Genomic DNA, 14,560 nt, shown 5'->3' with positions numbered 1-14,560 from the left:
GATCTAATGGAATACTTCTAATTTCTGCGGCTGTAATCATAGAAAGACTCAGAAACTGAATAAGTAGGTAATTATGCTTAAAATGTCACCGTTCGTCTGTGATCTATTCGCTATTATTTTGTGGTCTATTCGCTATATGTGTTGTGATCTTTCTACCTAGGTTTCCTGTGAGTAATTATTGTTGAATGTTAGGAGATCTCTGTGCGAAATGTCAGTATCACTTATTCCGCCATTTATAAGTTCAGGTGAGTCACTTGCACCACAAATGTCATTAATCTTAGCAATCATTTTGACCAGTGAATTTACCATGTTAATGATTTACGCATCGGGCGGAAGTGGCCTAAAAAAGGTATTATCAAAGTCAGGAAATATGCGTTGGCTTTACCGCTCATCAGGTTCAATCATTTTCTTATTGAGTATTTGGATGGTTTTAGATTGATACTTTGAAGTTAGAGTTATCTACAACGGAGACCAAGGGTCTCCGTTTTTGTTTACCGCTAGGGGCTGTTGATCTTTGTTGATATTTTCAGCAATGATTATTTTTTGACGATAGCAAAGCTGATCAAGCGTTATTTAGTTCTTCTAAATGAGCGCAGTGACAATGCAGATAGCGTTAAAAATCACCTCTGCCCTACGGGCTGAGTCTAAATCGCCTTACTCGGTGTTGAAAATAGTTTATTTAGATGACTAAACTGCACTATTTCCGCCTCGATTAAGGCGATTTATCACTCAGCTGAATGACTAAACAAAGATCAACAGCACCTAATTATCTATTTATATTTATCACTAAGTATGGCACATTGCATCGGTTTAATAATTTCAAGGAATAACGATGCGCATCATCCATTTGGCAAAAGCAATGCTAATTGCAGCTTCTGCTACTTTGGTAACCATACCAGCTACCACATACGCAAACTCTTCTGCAATTCACAGCCGTATGGCAACCGCTCAGCCTATTTGGGCAAAGCATGGAATGGTCGCAAGCCAAGAAACATTGGCGAGCCAGATTGGCGTCGATATCCTTAAGCAAGGCGGTAATGCTGTCGATGCTGCTGTCGCTGTAGGCTATGCCTTAGCCGTGACTCTTCCTCGTGCCGGCAATGTTGGTGGTGGTGGCTTTATGATGGTTTATCTTGCCGATAAAGATAAAACAATTGCTATAGATTACAGAGAGATGGCTCCGAGCAAAGCTCATAAAGACATGTTCTTAAATGAAAATGGTGATGCTGTTTCGAACCTAAGTCGTTTTCACGGCTTAGCGGTTGGTGTTCCTGGTACTGTTATGGGATTGAACCAAGCTTTAAATAAATACGGCACAATGAGTTTAAAGCAAGTTATAAACCCAGCAGTTAAGCTGGCCAAAGGTGGAATTAAAGTCACTCCAGATCTTGCTGTATCTCTTAATGGCTTGAAAAAGCGTTTAATGAAATGGCCAAGCACTGCTGAAATATTTTTTAAGCCTGATGGTTCGAGTTACAAAATTGGTGAAGTGATTAAACAACCCGAATTAGCTCATACCCTATCATTGATAGCAAAAAATGGAATTGATGGCTTTTATAAAGGTGAAACAGCAAGAAAGATTACTAAAGCCATACAGCAAGCTGGCGGGGTAATGACGCAAGCTGATTTTGCAAATTATAAAGCAGTTGAAAGGAAACCAGTATCTGGCACTTATCGTGGTTATAAAGTTGTATCTATGCCACCACCTTCGTCTGGTGGTGTCCATATTATAGAAATTTTAAACATTCTGGAAAATTTCCCACTTGACGTTTATGGCCATAATACAGCGCAGACCATTCATTTTATGGCTGAAGCAATGAAGTATGCCTATGCCGATAGAAGTAAACACCTTGGTGATCCTGACTTCTACGATATTCCAGTTAAACATTTAACCGATAAAAATTATGCAAAAGCCATCGCAAAAAAAATTCCTTTTAATAAAGCGACACCTTCAGCTGAAATTTTACCTGCTTCGTTTGCCCCCTATGAAAGCAATCAGACAACGCATTTTTCAGTAGTCGATAAGTGGGGAAATGCAGTTTCAAATACCTATACGTTGAATTTTAGCTATGGTTCGGGTCTTGTCGCTAAGGGAACAGGGGTGTTTCTGAACAATGAAATGGACGATTTTTCTGTCAAACCTGGAGTACCTAACGGTTATGGTCTTATTGGTGGAGAAGCTAACTCTGTGCAGCCTGGTAAACGACCATTAAGTTCGATGAGTCCAACAATTGTTTTTAAAGATGGTCATCCTGTTTTAGTAACAGGAACTCCTGGTGGTTCAAGAATCATTACTACCACCTTACAAATTATTCTAAATGTCATCGATTTTAAGCTTAATATTGCAGAGGCAACCAATGCACCTCGAGTTCATCATCAATGGTTTCCTGATGAACTTAGAGTAGAGAGAAGCTTGAACCTCGATACCATCCTGTTGCTCAAAAAAATGGGCTACAAAGTAAAAGTAAAAAGTGCCATGGGTAGTACTCAATCTATTGAAATAACAGAAAAAGGATTATTTGGCGCATCAGATTTACGTAAATCTGATGGTGCTGCCATTGGTTATTAGAACCGATCTATTCTGTAAGGGGAAAGTTCAATATCTGGCTCTTTCCCCATTATTTTTTGTGTTATTAGCTTTGCCGAAATAGCTGACCAAGTCAGTCCTAAATGTTGATGCCCAAAAGAAGCAAAAATATTTTCATTTTTTGTCCCACTAATGACAGGCAAACTATCAGGAAATGAAGGACGAAACCCCATCCACTCTTCAGCGCCTTCAAAATGAGCTTCATCGTTTAACATTGGAATAATCGCTTGTCCATGTACTTTAAAGCGATTTGCGCCTCCCACTGTAGCAGGATTATTTAATCCACCAAATTCAACCATACCTGCAAGCCGAGTCCCATCGACCATTGGCGTTATAATGATTTTCCGCTCGTATGAAGCTACGGGCCTCGTTAAACCTACGTGAGTTTGCAACATTAAGTGATAACCACGTTCGGTATCCAGAGGTGTATCATGCCCAACTTGCTGGCAAATCGGTTTTGACCAAGCGCCTGCTGTAATCAGTGTTTTATCGAATTCAAGTTCGATAGAAGCTTCTCGATTATCAAATCCTGAAACCTGAACTTTAGATTCAGTAACATCTACGATGTGAGTTTTAAGAAATCGTCCACCTGACATCTTAAACTTTTCAAAAATGGCTAAACACAACGCCTTTGGATCAGATGTATGCCCTGTTTCAGTAAAAAATAAAGCATGCTCAATTTTTTCTGATAATTCTGGTTCAAGTTTTCTCGCTTCTTCCCCAGAAATTAATCTTACTGCCACCCCTGCTTCTGAATAAGCTCTCCACTCTCTAACTACAATTGATAAAGGTGTATTTTCAAAAACAACCAGATTTCCATCTAACTTGAGGAGTTGCGAGCACCCTACATCCGACGCTATATGTTTTAACTCAGAAATAGCAAGCGCATTGAGCGCCTTAATCGCTTGCGTATTATGGTGCTTTTTATTTGGGAACATATTAAGAATAAAGCGAAAGAACCAAGGAAGTGCTGAGATAAAATAATTAGGTTTAACTCTGATCGGACCTAATGGGTCCAACAGCATTTTCGGCAATTGAAGTAACAATTTAATATCAGCTAAGGGAAACACTTGTTCAGTGGCAAAATGCCCTGCATTTCCATATGAGGCTCCTGTAGCAACGCCTTCTTTATCGACCAGTGTTACTTCAAAGCCATGTTTTTGCAATTGGTAAGCCGCTGTAACACCAATTATACCTGCACCAATAACACAGACTCTTTGTCGTTTTTTTTGTTCTGGAGCCATGCAAATATCCTTATTTTAATTATTTTATCTTAGGATGAAACCTTCTTGAAAAACGTCCTCTTCATCGATTAAGAAATCGTGTTGACCAGTGATGTAAGAACGCCCTGATACTGTCGGAATAATTGAAGGTTTACCATAAAAATCAATAGGTTTATTTGCAACAACATGCATACGACCACCAACAATACTTTCAATAGTTACTGACTGCCCGAGTTCCACTTCATTTTTAGCATGAAGAAGCGCAATTCGAGCCGACACACCTGTGCCAGTAGGAGAACGATCAACTTCGCCATCAGCGAAAATACAAACATGCTTAGAGTGGTAATTAGTTTCACTGATTTGAGTAGAAGTGAAAATGGTGCCGTACAAAAATGATAAATCTTTTTCTAAGGGGTGCTGTATCTGAGAATGCTTTGCGACTGCATGTTTAATTTTTTGACCGAGTTCAATTAATTGGGCAACGTTATCTGGGCGGCAAGAAATATTGTACCTATCTGCATCAACAAAAGCATAATATGCCCCACCAAAGCCTATGTCGTAGGTTATCTCACCCACTCCTTCGATATGTACTTTTTTATCGATGGTTTCGGCCCATGATGCAACATTTTCGAAGCTAACTTGAATCTTTCCGTCAGAGTCTCTTAGGGCTGTAGCAATAATCAATCCCGCTGGTGCATCGATTTTCACCACTCTTGGGGCCTGTTTTAACTCTATTGCACCTAACTCACATGCAACCTTTACTATGGCTAGAATGGCATGGCCGCACATACTGCTATAACCTTCATTATGAAGAAATAACACGCCAAAATCAGCATCATCACTGACAGGTTCAGTGATCAAAGCAGCATACATATCAGCATGACCACGAGGTTCGAAAATTATCAGCTTTCTCAAGTGATCCAAATGCGCTTTGGCAAATTGACGTTTTTCTAGAATCGTTTTCCCTTTAAGTTCTGGATAGCCTCCGGTAACAATTCTTAAGGGTTCTCCCTCTGTGTGAGCGTCAATAGTAGAAATTTTGTTGTATTTTTGTAAATATTCTTGTTTGAATTTTAACGGTCTCATCTTATACTCCGACCAACTTCTATAGTTTTACTATTTTAATAACCTACTAATTAGATTAAATGTTTTTCCCACAAAAATGGTCAATTTCAAATTTTAACTTTTCTTTTACCAAAGATTGTATACAATATACCCAAACTAAACAATACAAATAATAATCTCCGGCTTGAGTGACAAATCCTATTTGCCGGAAATGAGGTTTGAAAGATGAATGTAAATTGGCAAGGTGTATTCCCAGCGATTTCTACGCAATTTAACGAAGACGGTAGCATTAACTTTGAATCTAATGCTCGCATGCTAGAGGATTTAATTAATGACGGAGTTGATGGAATAATTGCTCTTGGCACGATAGGAGAGAACGCCTCCCTTTCCGCAGAAGAAAAACGTGAATTCATCAAGCACACAGTAGAAACCGTTAGTGGTCGAATTACTGTCATCTCAGGATGTACTGAGTATACCGCTGAACTTGCTACAACCTTTGCTAAAGACGTTAATACTCTGGGTGTTGACGGATTAATGCTTCTACCTGCAATGGTTTATCATGGAACAGATAGAGAAGTTGTCACGCATTATCAAACTGTTGCTCGAGCAAACCCTAGCCTTCCAATTATGATTTATAACAATCCTGTTAGTTATAGCGTGGATGTAAACTTAGAAATGACCGCAATACTTGCCGAGGAGCCAAATATTGTCGCAATTAAAGAGTCTACGACAGACACTCGTCGCTTAACAGAATTACAAAGTCGCTTTGGGGATAGATTTGTGCTTTTTTGTGGTGTCGATGACATTGCTCTAGAAAGTATTTTACTTGGTGCTACAGGCTGGATTTCTGGTTTAACCAATGTTTTTCCAAGAGAATCTGTCGCTCTTATGAGGATTGCGCGTGAGGGCCGTATCGAGGAGGCACGTGAAATTTATCGTTGGTTTATGCCACTTCTCCGTTTAGATACTATCCCAACGCTCGTTCAGTGCATCAAGTTTGCGGAACAAATTGTCGGTCGAGGTAATGAAAAAGTTCGCCTGCCTAGGATGGAGCTTATTGGGGAAGACAGAGCCTATGTTGAGGCTGTAATCAATCATGCCATAAACACACGTATTGATTTGTCCAAGTACTTCTAAATTCAGTTTTAACTCCTCCTCGCGTTTTCCTCTAGAGGGGGAGTATTTTTAGGATAACTATGCTTAAAGGTACTTTTTTTTGCATCGACGCTCATACTTGTGGAAACCCTGTTCGACTGGTAACTAGTGGGCATCCAAATTTAGTTGGCCAAAATATGAGCCAAAAACGGCAAGACTTTTTAAAAAACCATGACTGGATTCGAACGGCGTTAATGTTCGAACCTCGTGGTCACGATATGATGTCTGGCTCTTTTCTTTATCCACCGTGCGCTGAAAATGCCGATGCTTCGATCTTATTTATAGAAACCAGTGGCTGCTTACCAATGTGTGGCCATGGCACAATAGGTACGATTACTGCGGCAATAGAGTCTGGTTTATTATCACCTAAAACCCCAAATAAACTCATCATGGATGTCCCCGCTGGACAAATTCAAGTTGATTATCAACAAACAGGATCAAAGGTCGACTGGGTAAAAATTTATAATGTGCCAGCCTATTTAGCTCACCGAGACATTGAATTAGATATTCCAGGACTTGGTTTGCTCAAGGTCGATATTTCCTATGGAGGGAATTTCTATTGCATTGTCGAACCACAACAGCATTACCCTGGGCTAAGAGAATGGAGTGCAGCAGACATACTTCGTTGGAGTCCAATAATAAGAGAAGCGGCTCAAGCGATTGAGTGCGTACATCCAGAAGACCCGACAGTTTGTGGCGTTTCACACGTTTTATGGACAGGCAGTACAATTACAGATGGTTCAGATGGTGCTAACGCCGTATTTTATGGAGATAAAGCCATAGACCGCTCACCATGTGGTACGGGAACCAGCGCAAGACTGGCTCAGCTTCATGCTAAAGGTGTGTTGTCCGTTGGTGACACTTATACCCATGAAAGTATCATCGGCAGCCAATTTGTAGGCAAAATTGAATCAATAACTACTGTTGGACCGTTTCCTGCCATCAAACCAAGCATTCAAGGCTGGGCAAGAGTAACAGGCCAAAACGCAATTAAAGTAGACGATGAAGATCCATATGCATATGGTTTTCAAGTCTTATAAAAGAACAAGGAATGATTATGACAAGTTCAAACAATTTAGAAATTTCAGGCCTACATTTCATAACCCAGTCTTGGCAAGGTTCCGCTGACGGCTTCTTTAGTATGAATCCGGTCAAAAACGAAAAAACAGACTGGCAATTCGCTGAAGCAACGTTCGATGACGTCGATAATGCAACGAAACTTGCTACTGACGCATTTAAAGTTTATCGAAATAAATCAGCTTCTGAGAAAGCTCTATTCTTAGAAACAATTGCTGACGAAATTGAGAATCTCAGTGAAAAAATCATCTTTGCTGCCAATATCGAAACTGGTTTACCTGAAGCCCGTTTACAAGGTGAAACTGGAAGGACTTGTAATCAGTTACGTTTGTTTGCTGCGCATTTGCGAAACCCTATCGATTTAAGATACGTAGATAAAGCCCAACCAGAAAGAAGTCCGGTTCCAAAACCAGAAAGTAGACTGAGTTACCTTCCTATTGGCCCAGTTGCAGTCTTTGGAGCATCAAATTTCCCCCTCGCTTTTTCTACCGCTGGCGGTGACACTGCTTCAGCTCTTGCAGCTGGCTGCACTGTAATTGTAAAAGGGCACCCTGCTCACCCAGCGACCAGTGAACTTGTTGCACGTGCGATCCACAAGGCAATAACAAAAACCGATATGCCCGCTGGTGTTTTCTCATTATTACAAAGTAGTAAACCAGAGGTCGCTACGGCCTTAGTAAGGAATTACCAAATAAAAGCTGTCGGCTTTACTGGTTCACTCAATGTTGGCCGCATACTTGCGGATACTTGTGCAGCGAGATCTGAACCCATTCCGTTTTTTGGTGAGTTAGGTTCCGTCAATCCGCAATTTATCTTGCCAGAGTTACTCAGTTCATCAGCAGAAACGCTTTCTATCACACAAGTGCAATCAATGATGATGGGACACGGACAATTTTGTACCAGCCCTGGAGTAGTGATTGCAAAGTCTGGCCCTAGCCTAGAAAGATATAAAGCGACTTTAGCAGAAGAGTTGAAACAACAAGCTTCTAGCTCAATGCTGACTTTTGGTATCGCCAAGGCCTATCAGCGCCAAACTCAAGCATTTATTGATAACGACTCAGTCATGTTAATAGGAAAAGGACAAAGTCCTGCACAGCCCCACCACACACAGCCATTGGCTTTTTCTGTTGATTCTAAGAGCTTTGTTCAGAGTGAGAGCCTCAGACAAGAAGTCTTTGGTCCTTGTGTTGTGATTGTAGAGTATCAAACAGACGAACAAGCGCTAGACATTGCAGATATTCTTGAAGGCCAGCTCACTGCCAGTATTCACGGCACAGAGTCTGAGATCATCTCAAATCCGGAACTTATTGAGTCGATTAGTTACAAAGTCGGTAGAATCATCTTCAACCAAATGCCGACAGGTGTTGAAGTTTGCTACTCAATGAATCACGGGGGGCCGTATCCTGCGAGTACAGACGTAAAAACAACTTCTGTAGGTGTTAGAGCAATGGATAGATTTCAGCGACCGATCTGTTTTCAGAATACTCCACTTAACGTTATACCTGCTGATGTAAAAGATTCATATCAACATCTTATCGTGAAATAAATCCTTCACATAAATAAAGGGAAATATCGTATTTCCCTTTATTTATGCCGCCGTTAGCGGTATCTTGAGTCACAATAATTCAAATAATTTATTTTCAGACGGTAATCATGAGTCAAACAACACCTATCGTCCATAAAACTCGAACGCAAGTTGTAGTAGAAGTCTTAAGAGAAAAAATCCTTTCAGGCGAAATCGCTGCTGGTGAACCATTAAGGCAAAGCGCATTAGCTGAATCACTCAATGTAAGCCGTATCCCTGTTAGAGAAGCTTTACTTCAACTCGAGGCAGAAGGTTTAGTTAAGTTTGAAGCACACAAAGGTGCAACGGCAACAAAACTGTCAGTAGAGCAAGTGGCGGAACTTTTTGAGTTAAGATCAATGATAGAAACTGATCTACTCATCAAAGCAATTCCAAACTTATCAACCGAAGATTTTCTTGAAGCTGAGCAAGTACTCGAACTTCTAGAATCTGCTTTCAAAAAAGAAAATGCTGTTGCAAGTTGGAGTGAGTTGAACACTCAATTTCATACTTGTCTCTATCAAGCCGCTAATAGACCACATACTCTTGAAGTTGTACAAGGCTTAAATACAAATTGTGACCGTTATATTCGTTTACAACTTCTTCTTGGCGGTGGTATACCGAAAGCAGAACACGAACATAGAGAACTGCTTAATTATTGCAAAATAGGTAATACGGAAAAAGCTGCCGAATTATTAAAACATCATATTTTGAATGCTGCCGAAACGATCAAACAATTGGTTGCGCAGCAAGTTAAGTAATATCTCTTTGATTAAGAGTTATAAAGTAGAGAAAATATTATGCAAAATGCAGTGATCACAGGCTGGGGTAAATGCGTACCACCTGCGACATTATCAAACCATGATTTAGCAACGTTCATTGAAACATCTGACGAGTGGATATACAGTCGAACAGGAATCAAACAAAGACATGTAAGCCATGTAAATACTTCTGAGCTTGCATCAGTTGCCGCTAAAAAAGCCTTAGCCGCTGCAGGCATAGAAGGCTCTGATGTGGATATGATTATACTTGCAACTGCAAGTCCGGATACGCTTATTCCCAATATCGCAGCGACAGTCCAAGCTAACATTGGTGCAACTTGTGCCGCTTTCGATATAAATGCTGCATGCAGCGGCTTCCTTTATGGTTTAGGTTTAGCTAACGCTCAAATACAAAGTGGCCAATGTAAACGTGTCTTAGTGATCGGTGCAGAGCGTTTGACCTTCTATCTAGACTGGTCACGTCGTGATACAGCAGTGCTTTTCGGTGATGGTGCTGGTGCTATGGTTGTTGAAGCCACAGATAAAGCTGAAGGGATTTTAGGCTATGAGCTTAATAATGATCCGGATGCGAGAGAAATTTTAAAGACTGGCTTTGGTACGGCAATGGATCGTTTTGATGCCGCATCTTTAGATTTTTATTTGCAATTTGATGGTCAAGAGATCTTCAAACGTGCCATTAATGGAATGAAAAACTTAAGTGCGAAAGTACTGGAAAAGTGCGAAATGGAAAAAGACGATGTCAGCCTTGTCATTCCTCATCAAGCTAATGAGCGTATCATCGACACTTTAGTTGCTAAGATGCGAATTCCAAAAGAAAAAGCTTTTGTTAATATCGAAAATTACGGTAATACTTCAGCAGCAACAATTCCAATTGCTTACTGTGACGCTCTAGAAAAAGGGTTAATTCAACCTGGACAAAACATTTTATCTTGCGCATTTGGTGCTGGGTTAACTTCAGCAGCTTTACTGATGAAATGGGGTAACCGAGTGACGCCAATTAATGAGTCAGATGCTGAATTGCCACCAACAGATAAAACAGGCATTGAGTTAGTTAAAAGAGCTGCAGACTACTTTTGTAGCAAGTAAGTTGTACGAAAATAGAACCTATTGAATGGTAAAAGTATTAAAGATGCTTTTACCATTTAAAAGACTTTTTTAACTACAGAACTTCAAAAACAAAAAGCCGCTCAAAGAGCAGCTTTTTTTATATTCTTTTAGCTAGAAGGTAACTGGCGATTAACCAATTACTTGAACTTCTTCAGCTTGTGGGCCTTTTTGACCTTGAGTAACAGTGAAAGACACTTTTTGGCCTTCATCTAAAGTTTTGAAACCTTCAGACTGGATAGCACGGAAGTGTACAAATACATCTGGACCTGATTCTTGCTCAATAAATCCGAAACCTTTATCAGAGTTGAACCATTTAACGGTACCAGTTTGCTTAGACATGTTGTATATCCTGTAAATTTAAATTTTAAAGCCTTAACGGCGGTGGAGCTGAAAATGCCGGTATTACTTATTATGTTTACAGGACGAACTTTGTCGAAGTGAATACATAAATAGAAGCCCAACTTTCAAGCTGAGTAGACTATAAAGCATTTTAGCTATAAGTCAACTTACGTAAGTAATTACCATAAATAATTCATAAAATCAGTAACCAAGAGAATATCACAGTGAAATTCTGATGTTTATCTGGGCATGAAAACTGAACATTTGCTGACCACCGTGTTTTAATCTTTCGACTCGATACTTATATTTTCTTAAAAATTTGGATCTTAAAGTCGAGCTCACACTCTAACCCAGAATCAGACAGTTTGTTTTTTTGGGTTTTGGTTAATTTCCAAGCGTAAGGCGTCATATTTAAAAAGTTTTCAATATCTCTAGATCCAGACAGGGACATTGTCGTTTCCAGCCTTTCCGTATGAATACGTTCAAAGCCCTTAATGATACTATCTGATTCATCATGCTCTTCTGGACTTTGATAAATCAATGTTTTTAAAAACCAGTGATGTCTTGGTCCAGGTGATACCGTTAAAAGCAGACCATTTTCATTTACTACTCGGCTCAACTCTTCAGGAGCTGATGGAGCATAAATTCTAAGCACTGCATCAAAATTTGAGGATGCAAACGGCAAATCAAAAGCGCTCGCAACACAAAATTCCATTGATTTATTTCTTTTAGACGCTAATCGAATCGCCGTTTTAGAAATATCCAAGCCATTAATACGCATGTCTGGGCATGCTTGAGATAATCGACCCGTGTAGTAACCTTCCCCACAACCTAAGTCGAGTAACGTTGAGGACTTTGATTTCAAGTATTGAATAAGCAGTTCATTTACGCGATCACTCAAATGTTGATAATGACCAGCTTCAAGAAACTCCCTTCTTGCTTGCATCATTAATTTGTTATCACCAGGGTCTTTCGAGCTTTTCTTCTGGACTGGCAATAAATTCACATAGCCTTCTTTGGCCTTATCAAAGCAATGATTGTTTTCACAACGCCAAGTGCGCCCCTCTAATTGAAGTAAATTAGAACAAAGAGGACAAATATAAGACATAAACAAACCAGATAGAAAAATGAACCCTGGATTGTATCAAAAGATAGGGATTAGTGGGAATTACGCCTGCGATACAATGAGTAAATATCACAGGAGTAATGTTGGGAGCTTAATATATACCCATGATACCTGAAGATGCATGTTTCAGGACTTTCTCAGCGCCAATTCTTTGAGGCGCATTAGCGAAGGAATATCGGGATTCTTTCGAGCTAATGTAACAAAGAAGAATTGGCGCTGAAAAGTCCACGCAGTGCGAGTTGCACAGCTTGTTACTCTTCGTTGCCAGTGCTAACAATAGCTCACTATTGCCGCACACTGTCGCCTTGATTAACAAGCTGTGCATTCAGTCTCGCTGAAATCGAGCATCTTCAGGTATCATGGGTATAGAGCTTATTCTTCCAAAGTACTTAAATCACCTTCATCCTGCCCTAAAGCTCTGGCTTTTAAAACACGACGCATAATTTTTCCTGAGCGAGTTTTTGGTAATCCCTCTACAAATTGTACATCCTCTGGCGTAGCAATTTTACCCATTTCAGCACCGACATGTTCTTTTAGCTCTTGCACAAGATTTTTATCGGCAACAACACCATCTTTTAGTACAACATAAGTGTGGATGGCATTACCTTTCAATTCATGCGGTAAACCTACTGCTGCGGCTTCGGTCACAACTGGATGGCTGACTAATGCATGCTCGATTTCAGCTGTTCCTAGTCGATAGCCACTGACTTTAAGCACTTCATCAATACGGCCAATAACCCAAATGTCGCCATCTTCATCTTTTTTGGCGCTATCACCCGCTAAGTAACGCCATTCACCGTCAACTTGTGACCAATATAAATCTTTATAACGTTGTTCATCTTTAAATACCGTTCTAGCCATACCTGGCCAAGGGTTCTTAATAATGAGTTTACCTTCTTGGTTAGCACCAACTTCAGCACCCTCGTCATTTACAATCGAGATCTCATTACCAAAAAATGGTTTTGTTGCCGAGCCAGGTTTTAAAGGTGTAATGGGTAGCGGACAAATCATAAAGCCGCCTGTTTCTGTTTGCCACCATGTATCAATGATTGGACATTTATCATTACCAATAACATGGTGATACCATTTCCATGCTTTCGGATTAATCGGCTCCCCCACACTGCCGAGCAAACGTAAGCTCGATAAATCGTGCTTCTTCGGCCAACGCTCACCGAAACGCATTAAGCCACGAATTGCGGTTGGTGAAGTGTAAAGAATGTTGATGCCATAATTCTCAATGATTTGCCACCAGCGATTGGGATATGGATAATTAGGTGCACCGTCGTAAAGCATGATCGTTGCGCCATTAATCAATGGCCCATAAACAATATAACTGTGACCAGTGATCCAACCAGGATCAGCTGCACACCACCAGCGATCTTGCGGCTTTATATCAAATGCCATTCTATGGGTTGTTGAAGTATAAACCGCATAACCGCCATGAGTATGAACCATACCTTTTGGCGAGCCTGTTGTACCTGATGTATACAGAATAAATAATGGGTCTTCCGCATTCGTCTGCTCGGTCTCACATTTAGAGCCAGCAATAGGCAATGCTTTTAAATCATGTAACCAAAAATCACGTGAAGGTTCCATTTCTACATCAAGCTCATTGTTTTTAACACAAATACATACTTCGATGCTTGGTGAACGTTTCATTGCATCATTAGCAATCGCTTTTAGATTAATTTTCTTACCACGACGTGAGCCACCGTCTGCGGTAATCAATACTCGGCTGTGAGCATCATCAATTCGAGATGCTAGTGCATCAGTACTAAAGCCACCATAGACAACTGAGTGAACGGCACCTATTTTGGCACAAGCTAACATGGCAAATACCAACTCAGGAATTTGTGGCATATAGATAGTAACCACATCGCCCTTTTCAACACCCATACTTTTTAAAACGTTTGCAAATTGGCAGACTTCACGGTTTAAACCATTGTAAGAGAAGTTACGTTTTTCGCCGTTTTCACCTTCCCAGATGATCGCCATTTTATTACGGTTTGCATTATCAAGATGGCGATCTACAGCGTTATGTACAATATTGATCTCACCACCATCAAACCACTTATACATTGGCGCATTAGATTCATCTAATACTGAGTCCCACTTTTTAAACCAAGATAAGCTTTCCGCTTGCTCAGCCCAGAATGTCTCACGATTTTCAATTGAATATTGATAGAGTTTGTCGTACTCAGGTACGTTGGCTTGCTCAGTTACTTCTGAACTCGGATAAAAGATGTCGCTTTGCTCAAACTGGGTCATTTCCTTCTCCATAGATATGTAATCTAGCTTCCTAGGATTCGTCCCAAATTAATTTTCTAACCTATGAAATCGATTTGGGACGAACGCTTTTAATGAAGAAAATAAAGATGTTTAAAAGTCTACGCCATTAGACATAAGTCTAAGTAGTCGGCTATGAAAAAAATCTAACATTATGATCGATAATACAATATAGCTCTTTGATACATTCAATTTCGACCAGAAATGATATAGTGAACCTACGGTTTCTGGTCGTTTTTGGTGCTAAAA

At 40.1% G+C, this 14,560-nt stretch carries 12 protein-coding genes; 7 read left to right on the top strand and 5 right to left on the bottom strand.

Annotation, left to right across the window (positions count from 1 at the left end; all coding sequences use genetic code 11):
- Positions 1 to 208 precede the first annotated feature (208 nt).
- Together JQC92_RS17970 and ggt are read left to right on the top strand one after the other, a co-directional pair.
- Positions 209 to 439, top strand: a complete 231-nt coding sequence (locus JQC92_RS17970; protein ID WP_205000932.1) for a hypothetical protein — start codon at positions 209 to 211, stop codon at positions 437 to 439.
- A 393-nt stretch (positions 440 to 832) separates the two neighbouring features.
- A complete protein-coding gene (ggt, locus tag JQC92_RS17965) occupies positions 833 to 2,569 on the top strand; it encodes a gamma-glutamyltransferase (RefSeq protein ID WP_205000931.1) in 1,737 nt (578 codons plus the stop codon).
- Here ggt and JQC92_RS17960 read toward each other — a convergent pair.
- Positions 2,566 to 3,831, bottom strand: a complete 1,266-nt coding sequence (locus tag JQC92_RS17960; RefSeq protein ID WP_205000930.1) for an NAD(P)/FAD-dependent oxidoreductase — start codon at positions 3,829 to 3,831, stop codon at positions 2,566 to 2,568. The two genes, ggt and JQC92_RS17960, sit on opposite strands and share 4 nt — an antisense overlap.
- A 24-nt stretch (positions 3,832 to 3,855) precedes the next feature.
- Entirely contained in the window at positions 3,856 to 4,896 is a 1,041-nt protein-coding gene (locus JQC92_RS17955) for a proline racemase family protein (RefSeq protein WP_205000929.1), read from the bottom strand.
- Between the two features lie 204 nt (positions 4,897 to 5,100).
- Here JQC92_RS17955 and JQC92_RS17950 point away from each other — a divergent pair, with 204 nt between their 5' ends.
- From JQC92_RS17950 to JQC92_RS17930, 5 genes are all read left to right on the top strand, one after another.
- Positions 5,101 to 6,012 (top strand): dihydrodipicolinate synthase family protein, encoded by a 912-nt coding sequence (locus JQC92_RS17950; RefSeq protein WP_205000928.1) that lies wholly within the window; start codon positions 5,101 to 5,103, stop codon positions 6,010 to 6,012.
- A 59-nt stretch (positions 6,013 to 6,071) separates the two neighbouring features.
- The gene (locus JQC92_RS17945; protein WP_205000927.1) at positions 6,072 to 7,070 is read left to right on the top strand and encodes a 4-hydroxyproline epimerase; all 999 of its coding nucleotides are present in this window, start codon (positions 6,072 to 6,074) and stop codon (positions 7,068 to 7,070) included.
- A gap of 17 nt (positions 7,071 to 7,087) precedes the next feature.
- Positions 7,088 to 8,653, top strand: a complete 1,566-nt coding sequence (locus JQC92_RS17940) for an aldehyde dehydrogenase (NADP(+)) (protein WP_205000926.1) — start codon at positions 7,088 to 7,090, stop codon at positions 8,651 to 8,653.
- A gap of 107 nt (positions 8,654 to 8,760) precedes the next feature.
- The gene (locus JQC92_RS17935; protein WP_129944896.1) at positions 8,761 to 9,432 is read left to right on the top strand and encodes a GntR family transcriptional regulator; all 672 of its coding nucleotides are present in this window, start codon (positions 8,761 to 8,763) and stop codon (positions 9,430 to 9,432) included.
- 39 nt (positions 9,433 to 9,471) lie between these two features.
- Complete coding sequence (locus tag JQC92_RS17930; RefSeq protein WP_205000925.1) at positions 9,472 to 10,539, top strand: ketoacyl-ACP synthase III; 1,068 nt, start codon at positions 9,472 to 9,474, stop codon at positions 10,537 to 10,539.
- 150 nt (positions 10,540 to 10,689) lie between these two features.
- Here JQC92_RS17930 and cspE read toward each other — a convergent pair whose 3' ends face one another.
- The 3 genes from cspE to acs form a co-directional block, all read right to left on the bottom strand.
- On the bottom strand, positions 10,690 to 10,899 hold the full coding sequence (gene cspE, locus JQC92_RS17925) for a transcription antiterminator/RNA stability regulator CspE (protein WP_129944898.1): 210 nt from the start codon (positions 10,897 to 10,899) through the stop codon (positions 10,690 to 10,692).
- Between the two features lie 301 nt (positions 10,900 to 11,200).
- Positions 11,201 to 12,007: a 23S rRNA (guanine(745)-N(1))-methyltransferase gene (gene rlmA, locus JQC92_RS17920; RefSeq protein ID WP_205000924.1), complete on the bottom strand. Its 807-nt coding sequence runs from the start codon at positions 12,005 to 12,007 to the stop codon at positions 11,201 to 11,203.
- A 390-nt stretch (positions 12,008 to 12,397) separates the two neighbouring features.
- On the bottom strand, positions 12,398 to 14,293 hold the full coding sequence (gene acs / locus JQC92_RS17915; protein WP_205000923.1) for an acetate--CoA ligase: 1,896 nt from the start codon (positions 14,291 to 14,293) through the stop codon (positions 12,398 to 12,400).
- Positions 14,294 to 14,560 lie beyond the last annotated feature (267 nt).

The sequence above is a fragment of the Parashewanella hymeniacidonis genome (assembly GCF_016900895.1).
Classification (GTDB): Bacteria; Pseudomonadota; Gammaproteobacteria; order Enterobacterales; family Shewanellaceae; genus Parashewanella; species Parashewanella hymeniacidonis.
Note: the sequence above shows the minus strand (reverse complement) of the source record. Positions and strands in the feature narration are given on the sequence as shown.

Excerpts from the sequence above, each read along its gene's own strand:
- JQC92_RS17970 (WP_205000932.1), top strand. The coding sequence starts at position 209 with ATGTCAGTATCACTTATTCCGCCATTTATAAGTTCAGGTGAGTCACTT.
- ggt (WP_205000931.1), top strand. The coding sequence starts at position 833 with ATGCGCATCATCCATTTGGCAAAAGCAATGCTAATTGCAGCTTCTGCT.
- JQC92_RS17960 (WP_205000930.1), bottom strand. The coding sequence starts at position 3,831 with ATGGCTCCAGAACAAAAAAAACGACAAAGAGTCTGTGTTATTGGTGCA.
- JQC92_RS17955 (WP_205000929.1), bottom strand. The coding sequence starts at position 4,896 with ATGAGACCGTTAAAATTCAAACAAGAATATTTACAAAAATACAACAAA.
- JQC92_RS17950 (WP_205000928.1), top strand. The coding sequence starts at position 5,101 with ATGAATGTAAATTGGCAAGGTGTATTCCCAGCGATTTCTACGCAATTT.
- JQC92_RS17945 (WP_205000927.1), top strand. The coding sequence starts at position 6,072 with ATGCTTAAAGGTACTTTTTTTTGCATCGACGCTCATACTTGTGGAAAC.
- JQC92_RS17940 (WP_205000926.1), top strand. The coding sequence starts at position 7,088 with ATGACAAGTTCAAACAATTTAGAAATTTCAGGCCTACATTTCATAACC.
- JQC92_RS17935 (WP_129944896.1), top strand. The coding sequence starts at position 8,761 with ATGAGTCAAACAACACCTATCGTCCATAAAACTCGAACGCAAGTTGTA.
- JQC92_RS17930 (WP_205000925.1), top strand. The coding sequence starts at position 9,472 with ATGCAAAATGCAGTGATCACAGGCTGGGGTAAATGCGTACCACCTGCG.
- cspE (WP_129944898.1), bottom strand. The coding sequence starts at position 10,899 with ATGTCTAAGCAAACTGGTACCGTTAAATGGTTCAACTCTGATAAAGGT.
- rlmA (WP_205000924.1), bottom strand. The coding sequence starts at position 12,007 with ATGTCTTATATTTGTCCTCTTTGTTCTAATTTACTTCAATTAGAGGGG.
- acs (WP_205000923.1), bottom strand. The coding sequence starts at position 14,293 with ATGACCCAGTTTGAGCAAAGCGACATCTTTTATCCGAGTTCAGAAGTA.